We start from the raw sequence: 14,806 nt of genomic DNA, 5'->3' as shown, positions 1-14,806 counted from the left end.
ATGGAACGTTTTGCTAGTGTGGAGCGAAAGACGAATGAAACGGAAATAAGTTTGAAGTTTGGTGTGGATGGGGAAGGTAATTCCTCCATTAAGACGGGCGTTCCGTTTATGACGCATATGCTGGATTTGTTCACGAAACATGGGAAGTTTGATTTGACCGTAGATGCAAACGGAGATACAGACGTCGATGATCACCATACAACTGAAGATATTGGCATTTGCTTAGGTCAGACGTTATTGGAGGCCCTTGGAGACAAGCGCGGGATAAAGCGTTATGGAAATGCTTTCGTACCCATGGATGAAGCACTCGCACAGGTTGTCATCGATTTAAGCAATCGTCCGCATCTAGAGTTCCGGGCTGAGTTTCCTTCGCAAAAGGTGGGTACTTTCGATACTGAACTCGTGCACGAGTTTCTTTGGAAATTCGCTCTTGAAGCCAGGATGAACCTGCATGTAGTCGTTCATTACGGTCACAACACACATCATATGATCGAAGCAATATTCAAAGCGCTGGGACGTGCATTGGATGAAGCTACGACCATCGATCCACGTGTCAAAGGCATCCCTTCGACGAAAGGAATGTTGTAAATGATCGGGATCGTCGATTATGGCATGGGGAATTTATTTTCTGTAAGTAAAGGGCTTGAGCGCCTTGGTGCCGATTCATTCATTTCCGATGACCCAAAAGAACTTTCAAAGTCGAAAGGAATCATACTTCCCGGCGTTGGCTCTTTCAGGGATGCCATGAGTCTCTTGGAAAAACAAAAGCTGGATGAATTCCTGAGGGAATATGTAGCCGATGGAGGTTATCTATTAGGAATCTGCCTTGGTATGCAGCTTCTCTTTAATGAAAGTGAGGAAAATGGACCGGCTAAAGGATTATCCCTCATCCCGGGGAAAGTCGTTCGTTTTAAGGGAGTGGATGCGAATGACCAGATTTATAAAGTCCCGCACATGGGCTGGAATCGTCTTGAATTCAAACAAGCATCACCAGTGAATGAGGGACTGGAAGAGGAGCATGTTTATTTCGTCCATTCCTACTACGTCGATACCGATGAATCATTCGTCACTGCTTCGGCAAGGTATGATGTGGAAGTGCCTGCGATCGTCGGTAAAGGGAATGTGTTCGGCATGCAGTTCCATCCGGAAAAAAGCGGGAAGATGGGCATGTCACTGTTAAAAAATTATCTGTCATTAGTAGAAGGGAAGGAAGAAGCATGAGCAACTTTACTATTTACCCGGCGATTGATATGCGCGGAGGCAAATGCGTCCGCTTAATCCAGGGAGATTACAATCAGGAAACTGTTTATGGCGATTCCCCCTTCGATATGGCGAAAAGCTTTGCGGACCAAGGAGCCGATTGGATACATATGGTCGACCTTGACGGAGCTAAAGAGGGAGTACGCATCAATGATTCATACGTAATCAAAGCTGCAAGTGAGTTAGGGGCCCGCATTCAAATCGGCGGCGGCATCCGTACGGAACAGGATATAGCCCATTATCTGGATCATGGTGTGGAACGTGTCATTCTAGGCAGCACGGCCGTTTCAGACCCTGATTTCACTAAAGATATGATTAGGAAATATGGAAGCCATATCGCAATCGGGATCGATGCCAAGGATGGCAGGGTTGCCACTCATGGTTGGCTTCAAACGTCTGGGACCCTAGCGATAGATCTTGGTAAATTACTGGCCGATGCTGGTGCAGAGACATTTATCGTGACTGATATCGCGACGGATGGGATGCTTTCAGGTCCGAATGTGAAAGGTATATTGGCCATGGCGGAGGCAACCGGTAAAAACGTGATTGCTTCGGGCGGCATTAGTTCACTCGAAGACCTTATCACCCTCAAAGAGTATGAAGCCCAAGGCATTGCAGGGGCAATCATTGGCAAGGCGCTTTATACCAATCGCTTTACTGTAGAAGAAGCACTAGAAAAGGTGCGTGGTTAAATGCTCACTAAACGAATTATTCCATGTCTAGATGTAAAGGATGGGCGCGTAGTCAAAGGGATACAATTTGTTTCCCTTAGGGATGCAGGAGACCCGGTCGAACTTGCAGCCTTTTACGACCAAGAAGGGGCCGATGAGCTTGTCTTCCTGGATATTTCTGCATCACATGAAGGCAGGGAAACGATTGTCGACGTCGTTCAAGCGGTAGCGGGCAGCTTGGCAATCCCGTTCACGGTGGGCGGCGGCATTAATTCATTGGCGGATATGAAGAAGATCCTCCGAGCTGGTGCCGATAAGGTTTCCTTAAATACAGCAGCCATTCTGCGCCCTGATTTAATTAATGAAGGTGCTGATTATTTTGGTTCCCAATGTATCGTGGTCGCAATAGACGCCCGATATGAAGAAGAGCTCGGGTCATGGCGCGTATATACCCACGGCGGCCGGAAACCGACTGAATGGGAAGTGATCGAGTGGGCGAAGGAAGCCGTAATCCGCGGTGCAGGTGAAATACTATTGACAAGCATGGATTGTGACGGCGAGAAACAAGGGTTTAATATTGCTTTGACAAAAGCGGTATCTGAAGCCGTTTCGGTGCCGGTCATCGCCTCAGGCGGGGCTGGCAACGCTGAGCATTTCCAGGAAGCCTTCCAAAAAGGTAAAGCCGACGCAGCATTAGCCGCATCGATTTTTCATTATAAAGAAACATCCGTCAAAGAAGTCAAAGCGTTTCTCAAACAACAAGGAGTGGTTGTACGATGAATCTTGAAACTATTAAATACGACGAAAAAGGCCTGATACCGGCAATTATTCAAGATGCAGGAACCGGCGAAGTGCTGACACTTGCTTATATGAATCAAGAATCACTGCAATTGTCGATTGAAAAAGGTGAAACGGTATTCTTCAGCCGTTCGCGCAATGAATTATGGCATAAAGGAGCAACCAGCGGTAATACCCAGAAAATCATCGAAATGAAGTATGACTGCGATCAAGATGCATTGGTCGTTCGGGTCGATCCTGCAGGTCCTGCGTGCCATACAGGGGCAACAAGCTGTTTCAGCGAAACCATTTACCAAAACAGTGAAGCCGGACAAGACGTGAAGGCGAATGTGACTTTCTTGACGGAATTGGAAAAATTGATTAAAAAAAGAAAATCGGAAATGCCTGAAGGTTCATATACTACCTACCTATTCGATAAGGGCGTTGATAAGATCCTGAAAAAAGTAGGTGAAGAAGCGGCAGAAGTGATCATTGCTGCTAAGAACCGCGATGCAGAGGAACTTTCGATGGAAAGTGCCGATCTCCTCTATCACTTATTCGTTCTTCTTCAGGAGCAGGAGTTGCCTTTCCAAGCAGTGCTTGATGTATTGAAGGCTAGACATGCCGATAAGGACGAACCGAAAGAAACCGAATGAATGGTGATTGCCCTCCGTAAATAGGAGGGCTCAGACTGAAGACAAACTCGATGAAAATCAAGTTTGTCTTCAGTTTTTTTATGGGTTGTACAATTTGGACGTTGATTACCGATCCAGGCACCCGCTTTCCGCGGGCGGTCCGCCCTCGGCTTGCGCCTGCGGGAGTCTCCTTAGACGCGCTTTTCTAAGCCGGAGTCCCGCACACCCGCCCCAATCAACTTTTGCTGCAAACTTCTGGTAGAAACCATACCTGAGATTTGTAGGGTTCGGGAACATGAAAGAGATATTTTCCAACCCCTTTTGTGTGTATATACGGCAACGAGCAGCAATCATGGCTCCCCATTTGACTATGAATATACTTCAATTTTTTCTTGAAGAAAGCATGGTATTTCCCATTTTCCATTTTCTTGAATTGTTCGGCAAATTTACTCCAATATGTTATAATACTATGGTTAATCAACTTGAAGATGGAGGATTACATGAGTAAAGACTCTAAATTTGGCCAACAGGCAAAAATTCTAACTTTTCACCCAACAGGTGAGTATTATTTCACCAAGGGTTTAAAAGCTTATCATAGACGAGAACTACCTAAATCAAAAAAATACCTGGAACGTGCGCTGGAACTTGAACCCGCTGAACCGATGATAGCCTGTCAATTGGCAATCACTTGCTCGGAAATCGGAGAATATAATTATTCAAACAACCTCTTGGAAAACATCTTGGATGTGATGGATCCCTATATGTCGGAATGTCATTACTTCCTGGCGAATAATTATGCCCACTTAGGCATGTTCAAGGAGGCTTATCGTCACGCCAGTGCTTATCTTGATAAAGAAGAAGACGGGGAGTTCAGCGATGACGCAGAGGACCTGCTTGAATTGATAACTTTTGAGTCGGATGAGTCAGAAGAAAATCCCTTTAAGCATGATGGGCTCATTACCAAACAGGAACAAGCCCGTGAGTACCTTGAATCAGGCAATTTTCCGAAGGCAATCGAAGTACTGAAAGAAACGATTGCCGAGTACGAGGATTACTGGTCCGCTTATAATAACCTGGCACTTGCCTATTTCTATCTTGGTCAAGTAAATGAAGCCTTTGCAACACTTGATGAGGTACTGGAAAAAAGTCCAGGAAACCTGCATGCGCTGTGTAACCTTGTTGTTTTTCATCATTATCAACAGGATGAAGCAAAGGTTGAAGAGCTCATACACATGCTGGAGAAAATTAGGCCGATGCTATCCGAACAGCGTTTCAAACTTGGAGCGACCTTCGCTTTGATCGGAAACTATGCTTCTGCATATAAATGGCTGAAAGTACTACAAAGGCAAGGGTTCGAGGGAGATGGGACCTTCTACTATTGGTTAACCATTTCCGCTTACCACCTAGGCCATGAACAGGCTGCCAAAAAGGCATGGAAAAAGGTCGTGGAAATGAATCCGGAAAAGGAAGGCATGGAGCCTTGGGGAGATATGAATGCAACTTCAGATGGTTTTGAACATCATTTTCCTTCTATTATAAAAAGGCTGGAAAGTGAATTCATCGAAGAAAGGCTATTTGCCATTTTCCTTCTGAAACATTCGGTTCATAAACAGAAGCTATTGAAAAACCAGGTCCTCAACCTTAATCAGAATTTCACAGATTTGGAACGTGATTATGCCGAACTTGTTCAAGCTCCTGCTAAAGATCGTCAATTAACACCGATTGATTTTGCCGATCGCACAGCTGAGTTATTATATCAGCATTTCCAACCGATACAATTAAATGAAGCCGGGCTGTATTTAATGTGGTTTTCCGTCTTCATCGAAGCGGTTAAATCCGAGCAGAAGCTAAATAATCCAGCAGGATGGGCATCAGCGGTGGAGTACGTGTGGAATCAGCTTAAAAATGAGAAGGCGAGCAAACAAGCAATCGCAGACAAACATTTCATATCGGTGTCCACCTTATCAAAGTACGTAAAGTTGGTTCAAACCTTGCTTGGATGAGCAGATATTTGGACGAAAAATTATTTGTTATATAGGATAATAGGTAGGGAACACTAACCGTAGTGAAGGTTCCATTTGTAATGGAATATGGAGGAGTGAAAACATGTCTGAAAAAATTTATGACGTTGTTATTATTGGAGCTGGTCCTGCAGGGATGACGGCGGCTGTCTATACATCACGTGCGAACCTTTCAACATTGATGTTAGAACGCGGAGTACCTGGCGGGCAAATGGCCAATACAGAGGAAGTTGAGAATTATCCTGGATTCGACACTATACTCGGACCTGAACTTTCAACGAAAATGTTTGACCATGCAAAGAAATTCGGTGCGGAGTATGCTTATGGGGATGTTAAGGAAATCATTGACGGTGAAGAGTATAAAACGATCAAAGCCGGTTCCAAGGAATTCAAGGCACGTTCAATCATCATTTCATCTGGTGCCGAATACAAGAAAATCGGCGTTCCCGGCGAAAAAGAATTGGGCGGCCGCGGTGTATCGTATTGTGCAGTTTGTGATGGTGCATTCTTCAAGCAAAAAGAACTATTCGTTATCGGCGGCGGAGACTCTGCTGTTGAAGAGGGAGTGTACTTAACTCGCTTTGCTTCAAAAGTGACGATCGTTCACAGACGTGACGAACTTCGTGCTCAAAAGATTCTTCAAGATCGTGCATTTGCCAATGAGAAAATTGACTTCATCTGGAATCACACTTTGAAGGAAATCAATGAAAAAGGCGGCAAAGTCGGCGGTGTCACTTTAGTTTCCACTGAAAATGGAGAAGAGACAGTGATGGACGCGGACGGTGTATTCATTTATATCGGAATGCTTCCGCTAACTAAACCATTTGAAAACTTGGGCATCTTGAATTCTACAGGCTATATTGAAACGAATGATCGGATGGAAACACGCGTCCCTGGTATTTTTGCTGCTGGTGACGTTCGTGAAAAAACATTGCGCCAAATCGTTACAGCTACAGGCGATGGAAGCATTGCCGCTCAATCCGCTCAGCATTTTGTTGAGGAACTTCAAGAAAAATTACAGCCTAAGGCTTGATTTCACTAGAATATACAATCGTAATTCCGTTTTAACGATGTTGTAACACGCGTGAAATAATGATTGGGTATAGTATGGATAGAAGTTGACCCCCTTTAATTATAAACGTTTAAGGACACAGATTAAGTTTCTGTGTCCTTTTTTTTGTTTCCTGCTTTAAGACTATATCTTTAGTTCCAATTTTTAGGGTGTGCCCAAATGATTTATAATGTGAAGTAAGCCCGCCCTTTGCATTCAGGCAGCGAAAGTGGAGAAGAATAGGAGTTAAGCAGGATAAAGGCTTATCTTCGTGATTTCTTGCGAATGAAGATTCCCCCAATGCAGGAAGTTTACTTTATTGTTAGCTCATTTCAAAAATAGTATAATGATAAGATATACTAAACATATATATATCTTTCATAATGGTAAGAAGATGAAAAATACAACTTGTTTGAACTATTAGCATTTGTAAATCGCCAAATGGATATCTAGCGGCGGTTTAAGGATATAAACTGAATCTCTTCAACACGGGGGGGAAGGTTTCTATAGTCGAGCAGAGCCAATTGAGGTGAAGAACGTGCAACGTGTCACAAACTGTGTATTGATCAGGGATAATCAAATCCTCTTATTGAAAAAGCCTAGACGCGGATGGTGGGTAGCTCCAGGCGGAAAGATGGGGCCTGGGGAATCTGTACGCGATGCTTGTATTAGGGAATATCGTGAAGAAACGGGCGTTTATTTAAAAAACCCTTCCATCAAAGGTATTTTCACCTTCATTATGAAGGACGGAGATAAGGTATTGTCGGAATGGATGATGTTCACTTTCTTTGCAACGGATTCCGATGGTGTAAATGTGGATGTTTGTGAAGAAGGGGAACTTAGCTGGCATCCAGTCGAAGATGTTAAAAAGCTGATGATGGCTGAAGGTGATTTTCACATCCTGGACTATATGGTTCATGGAAGTGGGATCATTTATGGAACCTTTACCTATACACCTGAGTTTAAGCTGCTTTCTTACCGATTGGATCCAGGTTAATTTTCACATATAAAAAAGATTGCTATACATGGGGGCGGAGAAACTATGAGTACAGGGCAGATGAGTGAAACGCAATTGGTCATCATTACCGGAATGTCCGGAGCGGGTAAGACAGTGGCGGTTCAAAGTTTTGAAGACCTCGGCTTTTTTTGCGTCGATAATTTGCCGCCCACGCTATTGCCAAAGTTTTTGGAGTTAATGAAGGACTCAGGGAATAAGATGAATAAAGTGGCTCTTGTCATGGATTTGAGGGGGAGGGAATTTTTTGATTCCTTATTTCTTGCACTGGATAATTTAACGGATTCAGCTTCAGTATCACCAAGAATCCTTTTTCTTGAAGCTGATGACGATTCCTTGGTCCGCAGATATAAGGAAACGAGAAGGACCCATCCCCTTGCTCCATTAGGCCGGCCATTGGAAGGCATTAAAATGGAGCGGGAACTATTGGACGAATTGAAGGGAAGGGCTCAGCTGATCTTTAATACTTCCCAACTGAAACCGCGCGAATTGAGGGAGAAAATCGCTTCGGAGTTTTCTGCCGATAAAAGTGTCGGTTTTACAGTCAATGTCATGTCGTTCGGGTTCAAGCATGGTCTGCCCATAGATGCCGACCTTGTGTTTGATGTACGTTTCCTGCCAAATCCATATTATATTGACCATATGAGGCCAAGGACTGGCTTGGAACAGGAAGTGTCGAGTTACGTTTTAAAATGGAGTGAGACGCAAAAATTCTTGGAAAAAGTGACTGATTTGCTTGCGTTCATGCTTCCATATTATAAACGTGAAGGAAAAGCACAGCTTGTTGTTGCGATTGGGTGTACAGGCGGTCAGCACCGTTCTGTAGCATTGACGGAGTATATTTCAAACCACTTCAAGAAGGATTACAGGGTTCAAGTATCACATCGTGATATCGAAAAAAGTAAGGGGAAAGCAGATGTTAGATAAAAAGAAACAACCTAAGGTTGTGATCATTGGAGGGGGAACCGGCCTTCCCGTTTTGTTGAGAGGGTTAAAGAAGCATCCGGTTGATATAACGGCAATCGTAACGGTAGCTGATGATGGCGGAAGTTCAGGCCGCCTTCGCGAGGATATGGATATTCCCGCTCCGGGTGATATTCGTAACGTGCTGGCTGCGTTATCGGATGTAGAGCCCCTTGTTGAACAAATGTTTCAACATCGCTTTCAGAGTAAAAATGAGTTGTCCGGGCATTCGCTGGGGAATTTGATACTGGCGGCAATGACCTCGCTGACCGGGGATTTCGTCCATGCGATCCAGGAAATGAGTAAATTTCTTAATGTCCGCGGTAAAGTGCTTCCGGCGGCCAACCAAAGTGTGGTTCTCCATGCGGAGATGGAGGACGGAACGATTGTTACAGGAGAATCCAAGATCCCCTTCTCAGGAAAGAAAATAAAAAAAGTATTTCTGTCTCCTCATCATATAAAGCCGCTCAGTGAAACTCTCCAGGAAATCAAGCAGGCAGATCTTATTGTCATAGGTCCAGGGAGTCTATATACTAGCATTCTGCCTAACTTACTTGTTCCTGGTTTAGGAGAAGAGGTTGCCCGTTCGAAGGCGAAGAAGGTGTACATTTGCAATTTGATGACACAAGCCGGAGAGACGCTGGATTATAGCGCGAGCGATCATATAAAAGCGATATATGACCATATGGGAAATGCATATATTGACAGGATACTTGTTAATAATGAGGAAATACCAACCGAAATTCAGCAACGCTATCAAGCTGAATATGCTAAACCGGTCATGTATGATGTGGAAAGCTTAAAAATGATGGGGCTTGAAATCATACAAGAACGCATTTTTAGCTATGAAGGGAATGTAATACGCCATGACACGAAAAAAGTGGCGGATTTGCTCTATAATATGCTTGTAAATGAAACAAAAAGCCACATTGCACCGTAGATATAAGCGGGAACGGTTTTTTGATTGATAAAAATAGATTACCTGCGTTCGATTGGGGGTGAAATGGATGTCTTTTGCTTCAGAAACGAAAAAAGAGCTTACTACATTAGAGGGAAAGGATTGCTGCGGTAAAGCGGAATTGTGTGCGCTTATCCGGATGAACGGATCCCTTTCATTTTCTAATCGGAAGCTTGTTGTGGATATTCAAACTGAGAATGCTGCGATTGCCAGAAGAATCTATACGCTGCTGAAAAAAAGTTATGAGGTCCAGGTCGAGCTGTTGGTCCGTAAAAAGATGAAGCTTAAAAAGAATAATGTATATATTGTCAGGATGTCATCCGGAGGGCAGCGGGTTTTAACCGATTTGGAAATTTTAGGCAATGGCTTTGAAATTCTCCATGCTATATCCGATACTATTGTTGGGAAGAAATGCTGTAAGCGTTCTTACCTAAGAGGTGCATTTCTTGCGGGGGGGTCGGTGAATAATCCAGAAACGTCTTCCTATCACCTTGAAATTTTCTCACTTTATAAAGAGCACAACGATGCCCTTTGTGAGCTAATGAATAAGTTTGGCTTGAAGGCCAAGACGCTTGAACGCAAGAAAGGGTACATCATTTATTTGAAAGAAGCCGAAAAGATTGCCGAGTTTTTAAGTATAGTTGGCGCCCATTCAGCTTTATTAAGGTTCGAAGATGTACGGATTGTCCGTGATATGCGTAATTCAGTGAATCGGCTTGTGAATTGTGAAACAGCCAATTTGAACAAAACGATCGGGGCCTCATTACGCCAGGTTGAAAATATCCATTATATCGAGGATACGGTGGGATTAGGCATTTTACCGGATAAGCTTCGGGAAATTGCGGAGCTTAGGATAGCGTTTCAGGATATAACCTTAAAGGAACTAGGGGAAATGGTTTCTGGGGGGACCATCAGTAAATCCGGGATTAATCACCGATTGCGAAAGATTGATGAAATAGCTGACAGGCTCCGTGGGGGAGAGGCTATTGCTGCGAAAAAATAAAGCTAACAGGGGAGATCAAGATGGTGGAAAAGCAAGTTGAGGTAAAATTGAAAACGGGTTTGCAGGCGCGGCCGGCGGCTCTTTTTGTACAAGAAGCTAACCGCTTTCATTCAGATGTTTTTCTTGAAAAAGAAGGAAAGAAAGTGAACGCAAAAAGTATAATGGGATTAATGAGCCTTGCCATCAGTTCTGGCGTGACCGTGAAGTTAATCGTCGAAGGACGCGATGAAAAAGAAGCGTTAGAGGCATTGGAAGAGTTCGTTCAGCAAGAGGGTTAAAAGAAAAGGATGCTTAAAAGAGCATCCTTTTTTTTCATTATGTAAAAAAGCTCCGGAAGTCGCTAAAGGCGTTCTCCGGAGCCGGTTGTTGCATGATTATTTAGAGTCTTTTTTATCATCAAGGATGCTGCGCGTGATGACTTTGTCGATCAAGCCATATTCAAGGGCTCTTTCGGAAGTCATGAAGTTATCACGTTCCGTATCTCTTTGAAGGACTTCAATAGGTTGACCAGTACGTTCTGCCAAGATTTGGTTCAGTTTATCTTTCAAGTGAAGGATACGGCGGGCAGCAATTTCAATTTCTGTAGCTTGACCTTGAGCTCCTCCAAGTGGTTGGTGAATCATGACTTCACTGTTTGGCAACGCATAACGTTTGCCTTTTTCGCCAGCGGCCAATAGGAAAGCACCCATGGAAGCGGCCATACCGATGCATACTGTGGATACATTAGGTTTGATATATTGCATAGTATCGTAAATGGCCATACCGGAAGTGATGCTTCCACCAGGGCTGTTGATGTATAGAGTGATATCTTTTTCAGGATTTTCCGCTTCTAAAAATAGTAATTGAGCAACAATGGAGTTGGAAACATTATCGTCAATTGCACTTCCTAGCATAATGATCCGGTCTTTTAATAAACGGGAATAAATATCGTAGGCACGCTCCCCACGACTTGTTTGTTCGATAACTGTAGGAATTAAATTCATGTTCATTTCCTCCTTCGATTAAGAGAATCATTTAAATTCTTTATGTATGTATGATACACTTTTTGGTCAATTTAGGTCAAACAAAACAAACCCTATAATGGATAATTTGTTCGACAATTTTCTGGCTATGGCTCCTTCCTGATAGATTACTTTATATATTATGCCGCACAGGGATGAATTTCCACATTACCCATAATACCCAAAAGAAGAAGTTTTAAACCTGATAACCCTTGCAAAGGAGGGGATTCTATCATATAATGAAGTCTGTTGAAAAAATATTTTCTAATACGCCCTCGTAGTGCAACGGATAGAACGCAAGCCTCCGAAGCTTGAAATGCAGGTTCGATTCCTGCCGAGGGCATTACCAATCTTCTGCTTAATAAAGCGGGGGATTTTTTATTGGTCAATTTTAAGAGTGTTCCTAAGATTTTTGGTGAATTTACTCGTTTTCTGTAATATTTCATCGAATTCTGGAATGTCAGTCCTGTCTTGAAAATATTCGCCCACACTATTAAAAAATGGTGATTTTTCAATAAAAGTAGTTGTTAAATTTGCATTTCTAACATATAGTATTTAAAAACAAATAAACTATTCAGAAAAAAACGTAAGCGTTTTCATGGGTTTTTGTGTAGAATTTTCTCCTGATAATGTAAAATGGAGTGGGGGAGGGATGAATCGATGAGTATGAATATGAAAGCGGGACTTTTTCAGCAGCAAACATTAAAGATGGCAATGACCCAGGAGCTTATGCAAGCTATTACATTGCTGCAATACTCCTCGCAGGAGCTATCGGCTTTTTTAGAAAATAAAATGGTGGAGAATCCATTACTGTCCATAGATCAGCCAACATCGGCTTTATTTCAGCCAACTTTTGACCGGAAAAAGGGGAAACGGACTCTTAAGAATACGTATGATGCCAACTATTGGATTGAACAGATAAGTGAAGATACTATATCGCTTGAACAGCATATCATGTCCCAGGTGAATCACCAGCAGCTTACCGGTGAGCAGCAGAAGGCATTGCTGCTATTAATTCATAACCTTGATGAAAACGGTTACTTGAGGACTGAGCTGGATGATATATGTATCCCAGGTATATCTCCGATCGTTTTGGAAGAAAGCCTCTCAATTTTACAGGAACTCGAGCCGCATGGAATTGGAGCTAGAAATCTTCAAGAGTGCCTGTTGCTTCAAGTGCAAGCAGAAGGAATGAATCTGCTTGCAGAATCGATCATAGAAAACCATTTCCTCGATTTTGCGGAAAAGCGCTGGAAAGACCTAAGTAAGAAAATCGGTGTTACAATGAAGGAGATTCAAGAAGTATTTGATTATGTCCAGACATTGAACCCGCGACCGGCTTCACTCTTTTTTCAGGAGAAACCTTCTTATATAGTGCCGGATGTGGTCGTGGAAGTTCGTGATGGCATGCTGCTTGTCGGGAATTATGATGGTAACACACCTAATCTTAATGTGGATAAAGGGTATTTAAACCGTATGAAGAGCCATAAGGATCAGGGGGTTCAACGGTTTATCCAGGATAAGTGGCAGGAATACCAATGGATTTCCAGAGGGATCCAACAGAGGAAAGAAACTATATTGAAGGTCATTCAGTGCATCGTCGATAAACAGCCGGCGTGCTTTCATCATGGCCTGAACTATTTGAAACCGATGACGATGAAGGAAATCGCCGACGAACTTGGTATACATGAGTCCACAGTAAGCCGGGCGGTCAAAGGGAAATACGTGCAGACACCATTTGGCACGATAGAGATGCGGATATTTTTCACTACTTCTTTACAGTCGGTCGGCCTTGATGAGGATATGTCGGGCATGCAGGCAAAAAAGAGCCTGCAGGCAGCCATCAATGGGGAAAATAAACAAAAGCCGCTTTCGGATCAAGACCTGGCAGAACGGTTGAAAGAGGAGCATGGAATTATCCTGGCACGCCGAACCGTTGCCAAATACCGCGAACAATTAGGTATCCCTTCTTCATCTAAACGAAAAAGATATGATTGAAAAGGATGAGTGGTTTGGAATCAAATGCGTTTGTTTTATATAGTAGGGATAAATGCCCGTTATGCGATAAAGCCAAGCAGGTGCTTGAAGAAGTGAAAGAGGAATCAGGCATAGGCTATAAAGAAATTGATATCCATACCGATGATAATTTGCTTGAGAAATTCGGGCTGATGATTCCTGTCGTAGAATGGAAAGATGATATCGTTCAATTCGGGAACGTTGATAAATCAGCTCTAAATCGCCTTTTGGAAAAATAATTTTTCAAATCATTTGAAGAAACATTCCGTTCCTGCTAGAATAAAATATGTAGCAGGAATATTTTTTTGTTTTAAGTGGGACAGAAAATGACTACGTGGGACATTAAATGTCCAACTTAACTTTTTAGGAGTTTTAAATATGCGTACATTACTCGAGGTACAAAGAAAATTATTACCTGATTTCCTTATGGTTATGCAAAAAAGATATGATATCCTGCGTTATATCAAAATGATGCAGCCGGTTGGAAGGCGCAGTCTGTCCGTGAGCCTTAATTTGACAGAGCGGACGCTTAGAGGCGAGGTTGATTTTCTGAAAAGTCAGAACCTGGTTAACATATTCAGCTCTGGCATGACGCTGACTGATGAAGGGATTGAAATCCTGGATAAGTTAGAAGGAATAATGCGTGAAGTAATGGGTATAGACATAATGGAACGGCAATTGCAGGATTTATTGCAAGTGGATGAGGTCATTATCGTCTCAGGAAATTGTGATGAGACCCCATGGGTGAAAAAAGAATTGGGTAAAGCTTGTGCAATCCGTATGAAACGAGAATGGAAATCAAAGAATATCATTGCGGTAACTGGCGGATCGACAATGGCCGAAGTGGCTGATTCGTTGTCACCTGATGAAGCGTCGAAGAAATTGACATTTGTCCCGGCCCGCGGGGGAATTGGTGAAGCAGTGCAGAATCAGGCCAATACGATTGTCGAAAAAATGGCCCAGAAGGCACAGGCCTCATACAGAGTGTTATATGTACCCGATCAATTAAGCGGTGAGGTTTATGCTTCATTTCAGAAGGAACCTGCAATTAAAGAAGTGATTTCCCAAATCAAATCTGCCGATATGATCATTCATGGAATTGGTGATGCCATGGCGATGGCAGAAAGAAGAAATTCTTCGCCAGAAATGTTAAAGAAGCTGTTAGATGGAAATGCTGTAGGAGAGGCATTCGGTTATTATTACGATGAAAACGGCAAAGTTGTTCATAAAGTTTTAACAGTCGGCATCCAGTTAGATGATCTTAGCCCTGAAAAGCGAGTGATAACTGTGGCAGGTGGTAAAACTAAAGCAAAGGCTATCCGTTCCTACATGAAAGGCGCACCTTCATCAACCGTTTTAATCACGGATGAAGCGGCGGCACAAGAGTTAATTCAGGGGAATTACACCCCTTAATATATTTGCGAACTTAAAAGGA

Annotated in this window: 16 protein-coding genes and 1 tRNA gene; 16 read left to right on the top strand and 1 reads right to left on the bottom strand. The window is 43.0% G+C overall.

Annotated elements, in window-relative coordinates; all coding sequences use genetic code 11:
* The 12 genes from hisB (at window position 1) to OSJ91_RS26140 (ending at window position 10,632) form a co-directional block, all read left to right on the top strand.
* Complete coding sequence (gene hisB / locus OSJ91_RS26195; protein ID WP_063233950.1) at window positions 1-588, top strand: imidazoleglycerol-phosphate dehydratase HisB; 588 nt, start codon at window positions 1-3, stop codon at window positions 586-588.
* A complete protein-coding gene (gene hisH, locus OSJ91_RS26190; RefSeq protein ID WP_350300541.1) occupies window positions 589-1,221 on the top strand; it encodes an imidazole glycerol phosphate synthase subunit HisH in 633 nt (210 codons plus the stop codon). It abuts the gene before it with no gap.
* On the top strand, window positions 1,218-1,952 hold the full coding sequence (gene hisA / locus OSJ91_RS26185; protein WP_137016664.1) for a 1-(5-phosphoribosyl)-5-[(5-phosphoribosylamino)methylideneamino]imidazole-4-carboxamide isomerase: 735 nt from the start codon (window positions 1,218-1,220) through the stop codon (window positions 1,950-1,952). The genes hisH and hisA overlap by 4 nt, the downstream gene beginning before the upstream one ends.
* A complete protein-coding gene (gene hisF / locus OSJ91_RS26180) occupies window positions 1,953-2,711 on the top strand; it encodes an imidazole glycerol phosphate synthase subunit HisF (RefSeq protein WP_350300540.1) in 759 nt (252 codons plus the stop codon). It begins immediately after the preceding gene.
* Complete coding sequence (hisIE, locus tag OSJ91_RS26175) at window positions 2,708-3,364, top strand: bifunctional phosphoribosyl-AMP cyclohydrolase/phosphoribosyl-ATP diphosphatase HisIE (RefSeq protein WP_350300539.1); 657 nt, start codon at window positions 2,708-2,710, stop codon at window positions 3,362-3,364. Before hisF ends, hisIE begins: the two co-directional genes overlap by 4 nt.
* A gap of 479 nt (window positions 3,365-3,843) precedes the next feature.
* Window positions 3,844-5,346, top strand: coding sequence for a tetratricopeptide repeat protein (locus OSJ91_RS26170; RefSeq protein WP_350300538.1), 1,503 nt, complete (start codon window positions 3,844-3,846; stop codon window positions 5,344-5,346).
* 103 nt (window positions 5,347-5,449) lie between these two features.
* Window positions 5,450-6,397 carry a thioredoxin-disulfide reductase gene (gene trxB, locus OSJ91_RS26165; RefSeq protein ID WP_350300537.1) on the top strand — a complete coding sequence of 316 codons (948 nt, stop codon included), beginning with the start codon at window positions 5,450-5,452 and terminating at the stop codon, window positions 6,395-6,397.
* Between the two features lie 556 nt (window positions 6,398-6,953).
* Window positions 6,954-7,412, top strand: a complete 459-nt coding sequence (locus tag OSJ91_RS26160; RefSeq protein ID WP_485890712.1) for an NUDIX hydrolase — start codon at window positions 6,954-6,956, stop codon at window positions 7,410-7,412.
* A 45-nt stretch (window positions 7,413-7,457) separates the two neighbouring features.
* Entirely contained in the window at window positions 7,458-8,357 is a 900-nt protein-coding gene (gene rapZ / locus OSJ91_RS26155; protein WP_350300536.1) for an RNase adapter RapZ, read from the top strand.
* On the top strand, window positions 8,347-9,333 hold the full coding sequence (locus OSJ91_RS26150) for a gluconeogenesis factor YvcK family protein (RefSeq protein ID WP_101223719.1): 987 nt from the start codon (window positions 8,347-8,349) through the stop codon (window positions 9,331-9,333). Before rapZ ends, OSJ91_RS26150 begins: the two co-directional genes overlap by 11 nt.
* Before the next feature lie 67 nt (window positions 9,334-9,400).
* Window positions 9,401-10,354: a DNA-binding protein WhiA gene (gene whiA / locus OSJ91_RS26145; protein WP_485890711.1), complete on the top strand. Its 954-nt coding sequence runs from the start codon at window positions 9,401-9,403 to the stop codon at window positions 10,352-10,354.
* A 20-nt stretch (window positions 10,355-10,374) separates the two neighbouring features.
* Complete coding sequence (locus OSJ91_RS26140) at window positions 10,375-10,632, top strand: HPr family phosphocarrier protein (protein ID WP_101223717.1); 258 nt, start codon at window positions 10,375-10,377, stop codon at window positions 10,630-10,632.
* 96 nt (window positions 10,633-10,728) lie between these two features.
* On the opposite strand, the gene clpP is transcribed toward OSJ91_RS26140, so the two are convergent.
* Complete coding sequence (gene clpP, locus OSJ91_RS26135) at window positions 10,729-11,337, bottom strand: ATP-dependent Clp endopeptidase proteolytic subunit ClpP (protein ID WP_063233960.1); 609 nt, start codon at window positions 11,335-11,337, stop codon at window positions 10,729-10,731.
* Between the two features lie 289 nt (window positions 11,338-11,626).
* Here clpP and OSJ91_RS26130 point away from each other — a divergent pair.
* The 4 genes from OSJ91_RS26130 to OSJ91_RS26115 all read left to right on the top strand — a co-directional run bounded on the left by OSJ91_RS26130 (window position 11,627) and on the right by OSJ91_RS26115 (window position 14,784).
* Window positions 11,627-11,698: transfer RNA gene (locus tag OSJ91_RS26130), tRNA-Arg, on the top strand.
* A 317-nt stretch (window positions 11,699-12,015) separates the two neighbouring features.
* Complete coding sequence (gene rpoN / locus OSJ91_RS26125; RefSeq protein WP_350300535.1) at window positions 12,016-13,353, top strand: RNA polymerase factor sigma-54; 1,338 nt, start codon at window positions 12,016-12,018, stop codon at window positions 13,351-13,353.
* 5 nt (window positions 13,354-13,358) lie between these two features.
* Window positions 13,359-13,610, top strand: coding sequence for a glutaredoxin family protein (locus OSJ91_RS26120; protein WP_434547755.1), 252 nt, complete (start codon window positions 13,359-13,361; stop codon window positions 13,608-13,610).
* Between the two features lie 139 nt (window positions 13,611-13,749).
* Window positions 13,750-14,784 (top strand): sugar-binding transcriptional regulator, encoded by a 1,035-nt coding sequence (locus OSJ91_RS26115; protein ID WP_413019947.1) that lies wholly within the window; start codon window positions 13,750-13,752, stop codon window positions 14,782-14,784.
* Window positions 14,785-14,806 lie beyond the last annotated feature (22 nt).

It is taken from the genome of Bacillus sp. T-10(2022), from assembly GCF_056502895.1.
The sequence above is the reverse complement of the archived record's forward strand: the minus strand, read 5'-3'. Positions and strand labels throughout refer to the sequence as shown.

Bases quoted from the DNA above. Each gene is read 5' to 3' on its own strand.
- hisB (WP_063233950.1), top strand. From the start codon at position 1: ATGGAACGTTTTGCTAGTGTGGAGCGAAAGACGAATGAAACGGAAATA.
- hisH (WP_350300541.1), top strand. From the start codon at position 589: ATGATCGGGATCGTCGATTATGGCATGGGGAATTTATTTTCTGTAAGT.
- hisA (WP_137016664.1), top strand. From the start codon at position 1,218: ATGAGCAACTTTACTATTTACCCGGCGATTGATATGCGCGGAGGCAAA.
- hisF (WP_350300540.1), top strand. From the start codon at position 1,953: ATGCTCACTAAACGAATTATTCCATGTCTAGATGTAAAGGATGGGCGC.
- hisIE (WP_350300539.1), top strand. From the start codon at position 2,708: ATGAATCTTGAAACTATTAAATACGACGAAAAAGGCCTGATACCGGCA.
- OSJ91_RS26170 (WP_350300538.1), top strand. From the start codon at position 3,844: ATGAGTAAAGACTCTAAATTTGGCCAACAGGCAAAAATTCTAACTTTT.
- trxB (WP_350300537.1), top strand. From the start codon at position 5,450: ATGTCTGAAAAAATTTATGACGTTGTTATTATTGGAGCTGGTCCTGCA.
- rapZ (WP_350300536.1), top strand. From the start codon at position 7,458: ATGAGTACAGGGCAGATGAGTGAAACGCAATTGGTCATCATTACCGGA.
- OSJ91_RS26150 (WP_101223719.1), top strand. From the start codon at position 8,347: ATGTTAGATAAAAAGAAACAACCTAAGGTTGTGATCATTGGAGGGGGA.
- whiA (WP_485890711.1), top strand. From the start codon at position 9,401: ATGTCTTTTGCTTCAGAAACGAAAAAAGAGCTTACTACATTAGAGGGA.
- OSJ91_RS26140 (WP_101223717.1), top strand. From the start codon at position 10,375: ATGGTGGAAAAGCAAGTTGAGGTAAAATTGAAAACGGGTTTGCAGGCG.
- clpP (WP_063233960.1), bottom strand. From the start codon at position 11,337: ATGAATTTAATTCCTACAGTTATCGAACAAACAAGTCGTGGGGAGCGT.
- rpoN (WP_350300535.1), top strand. From the start codon at position 12,016: ATGAGTATGAATATGAAAGCGGGACTTTTTCAGCAGCAAACATTAAAG.
- OSJ91_RS26120 (WP_434547755.1), top strand. From the start codon at position 13,359: ATGAGTGGTTTGGAATCAAATGCGTTTGTTTTATATAGTAGGGATAAA.
- OSJ91_RS26115 (WP_413019947.1), top strand. From the start codon at position 13,750: ATGCGTACATTACTCGAGGTACAAAGAAAATTATTACCTGATTTCCTT.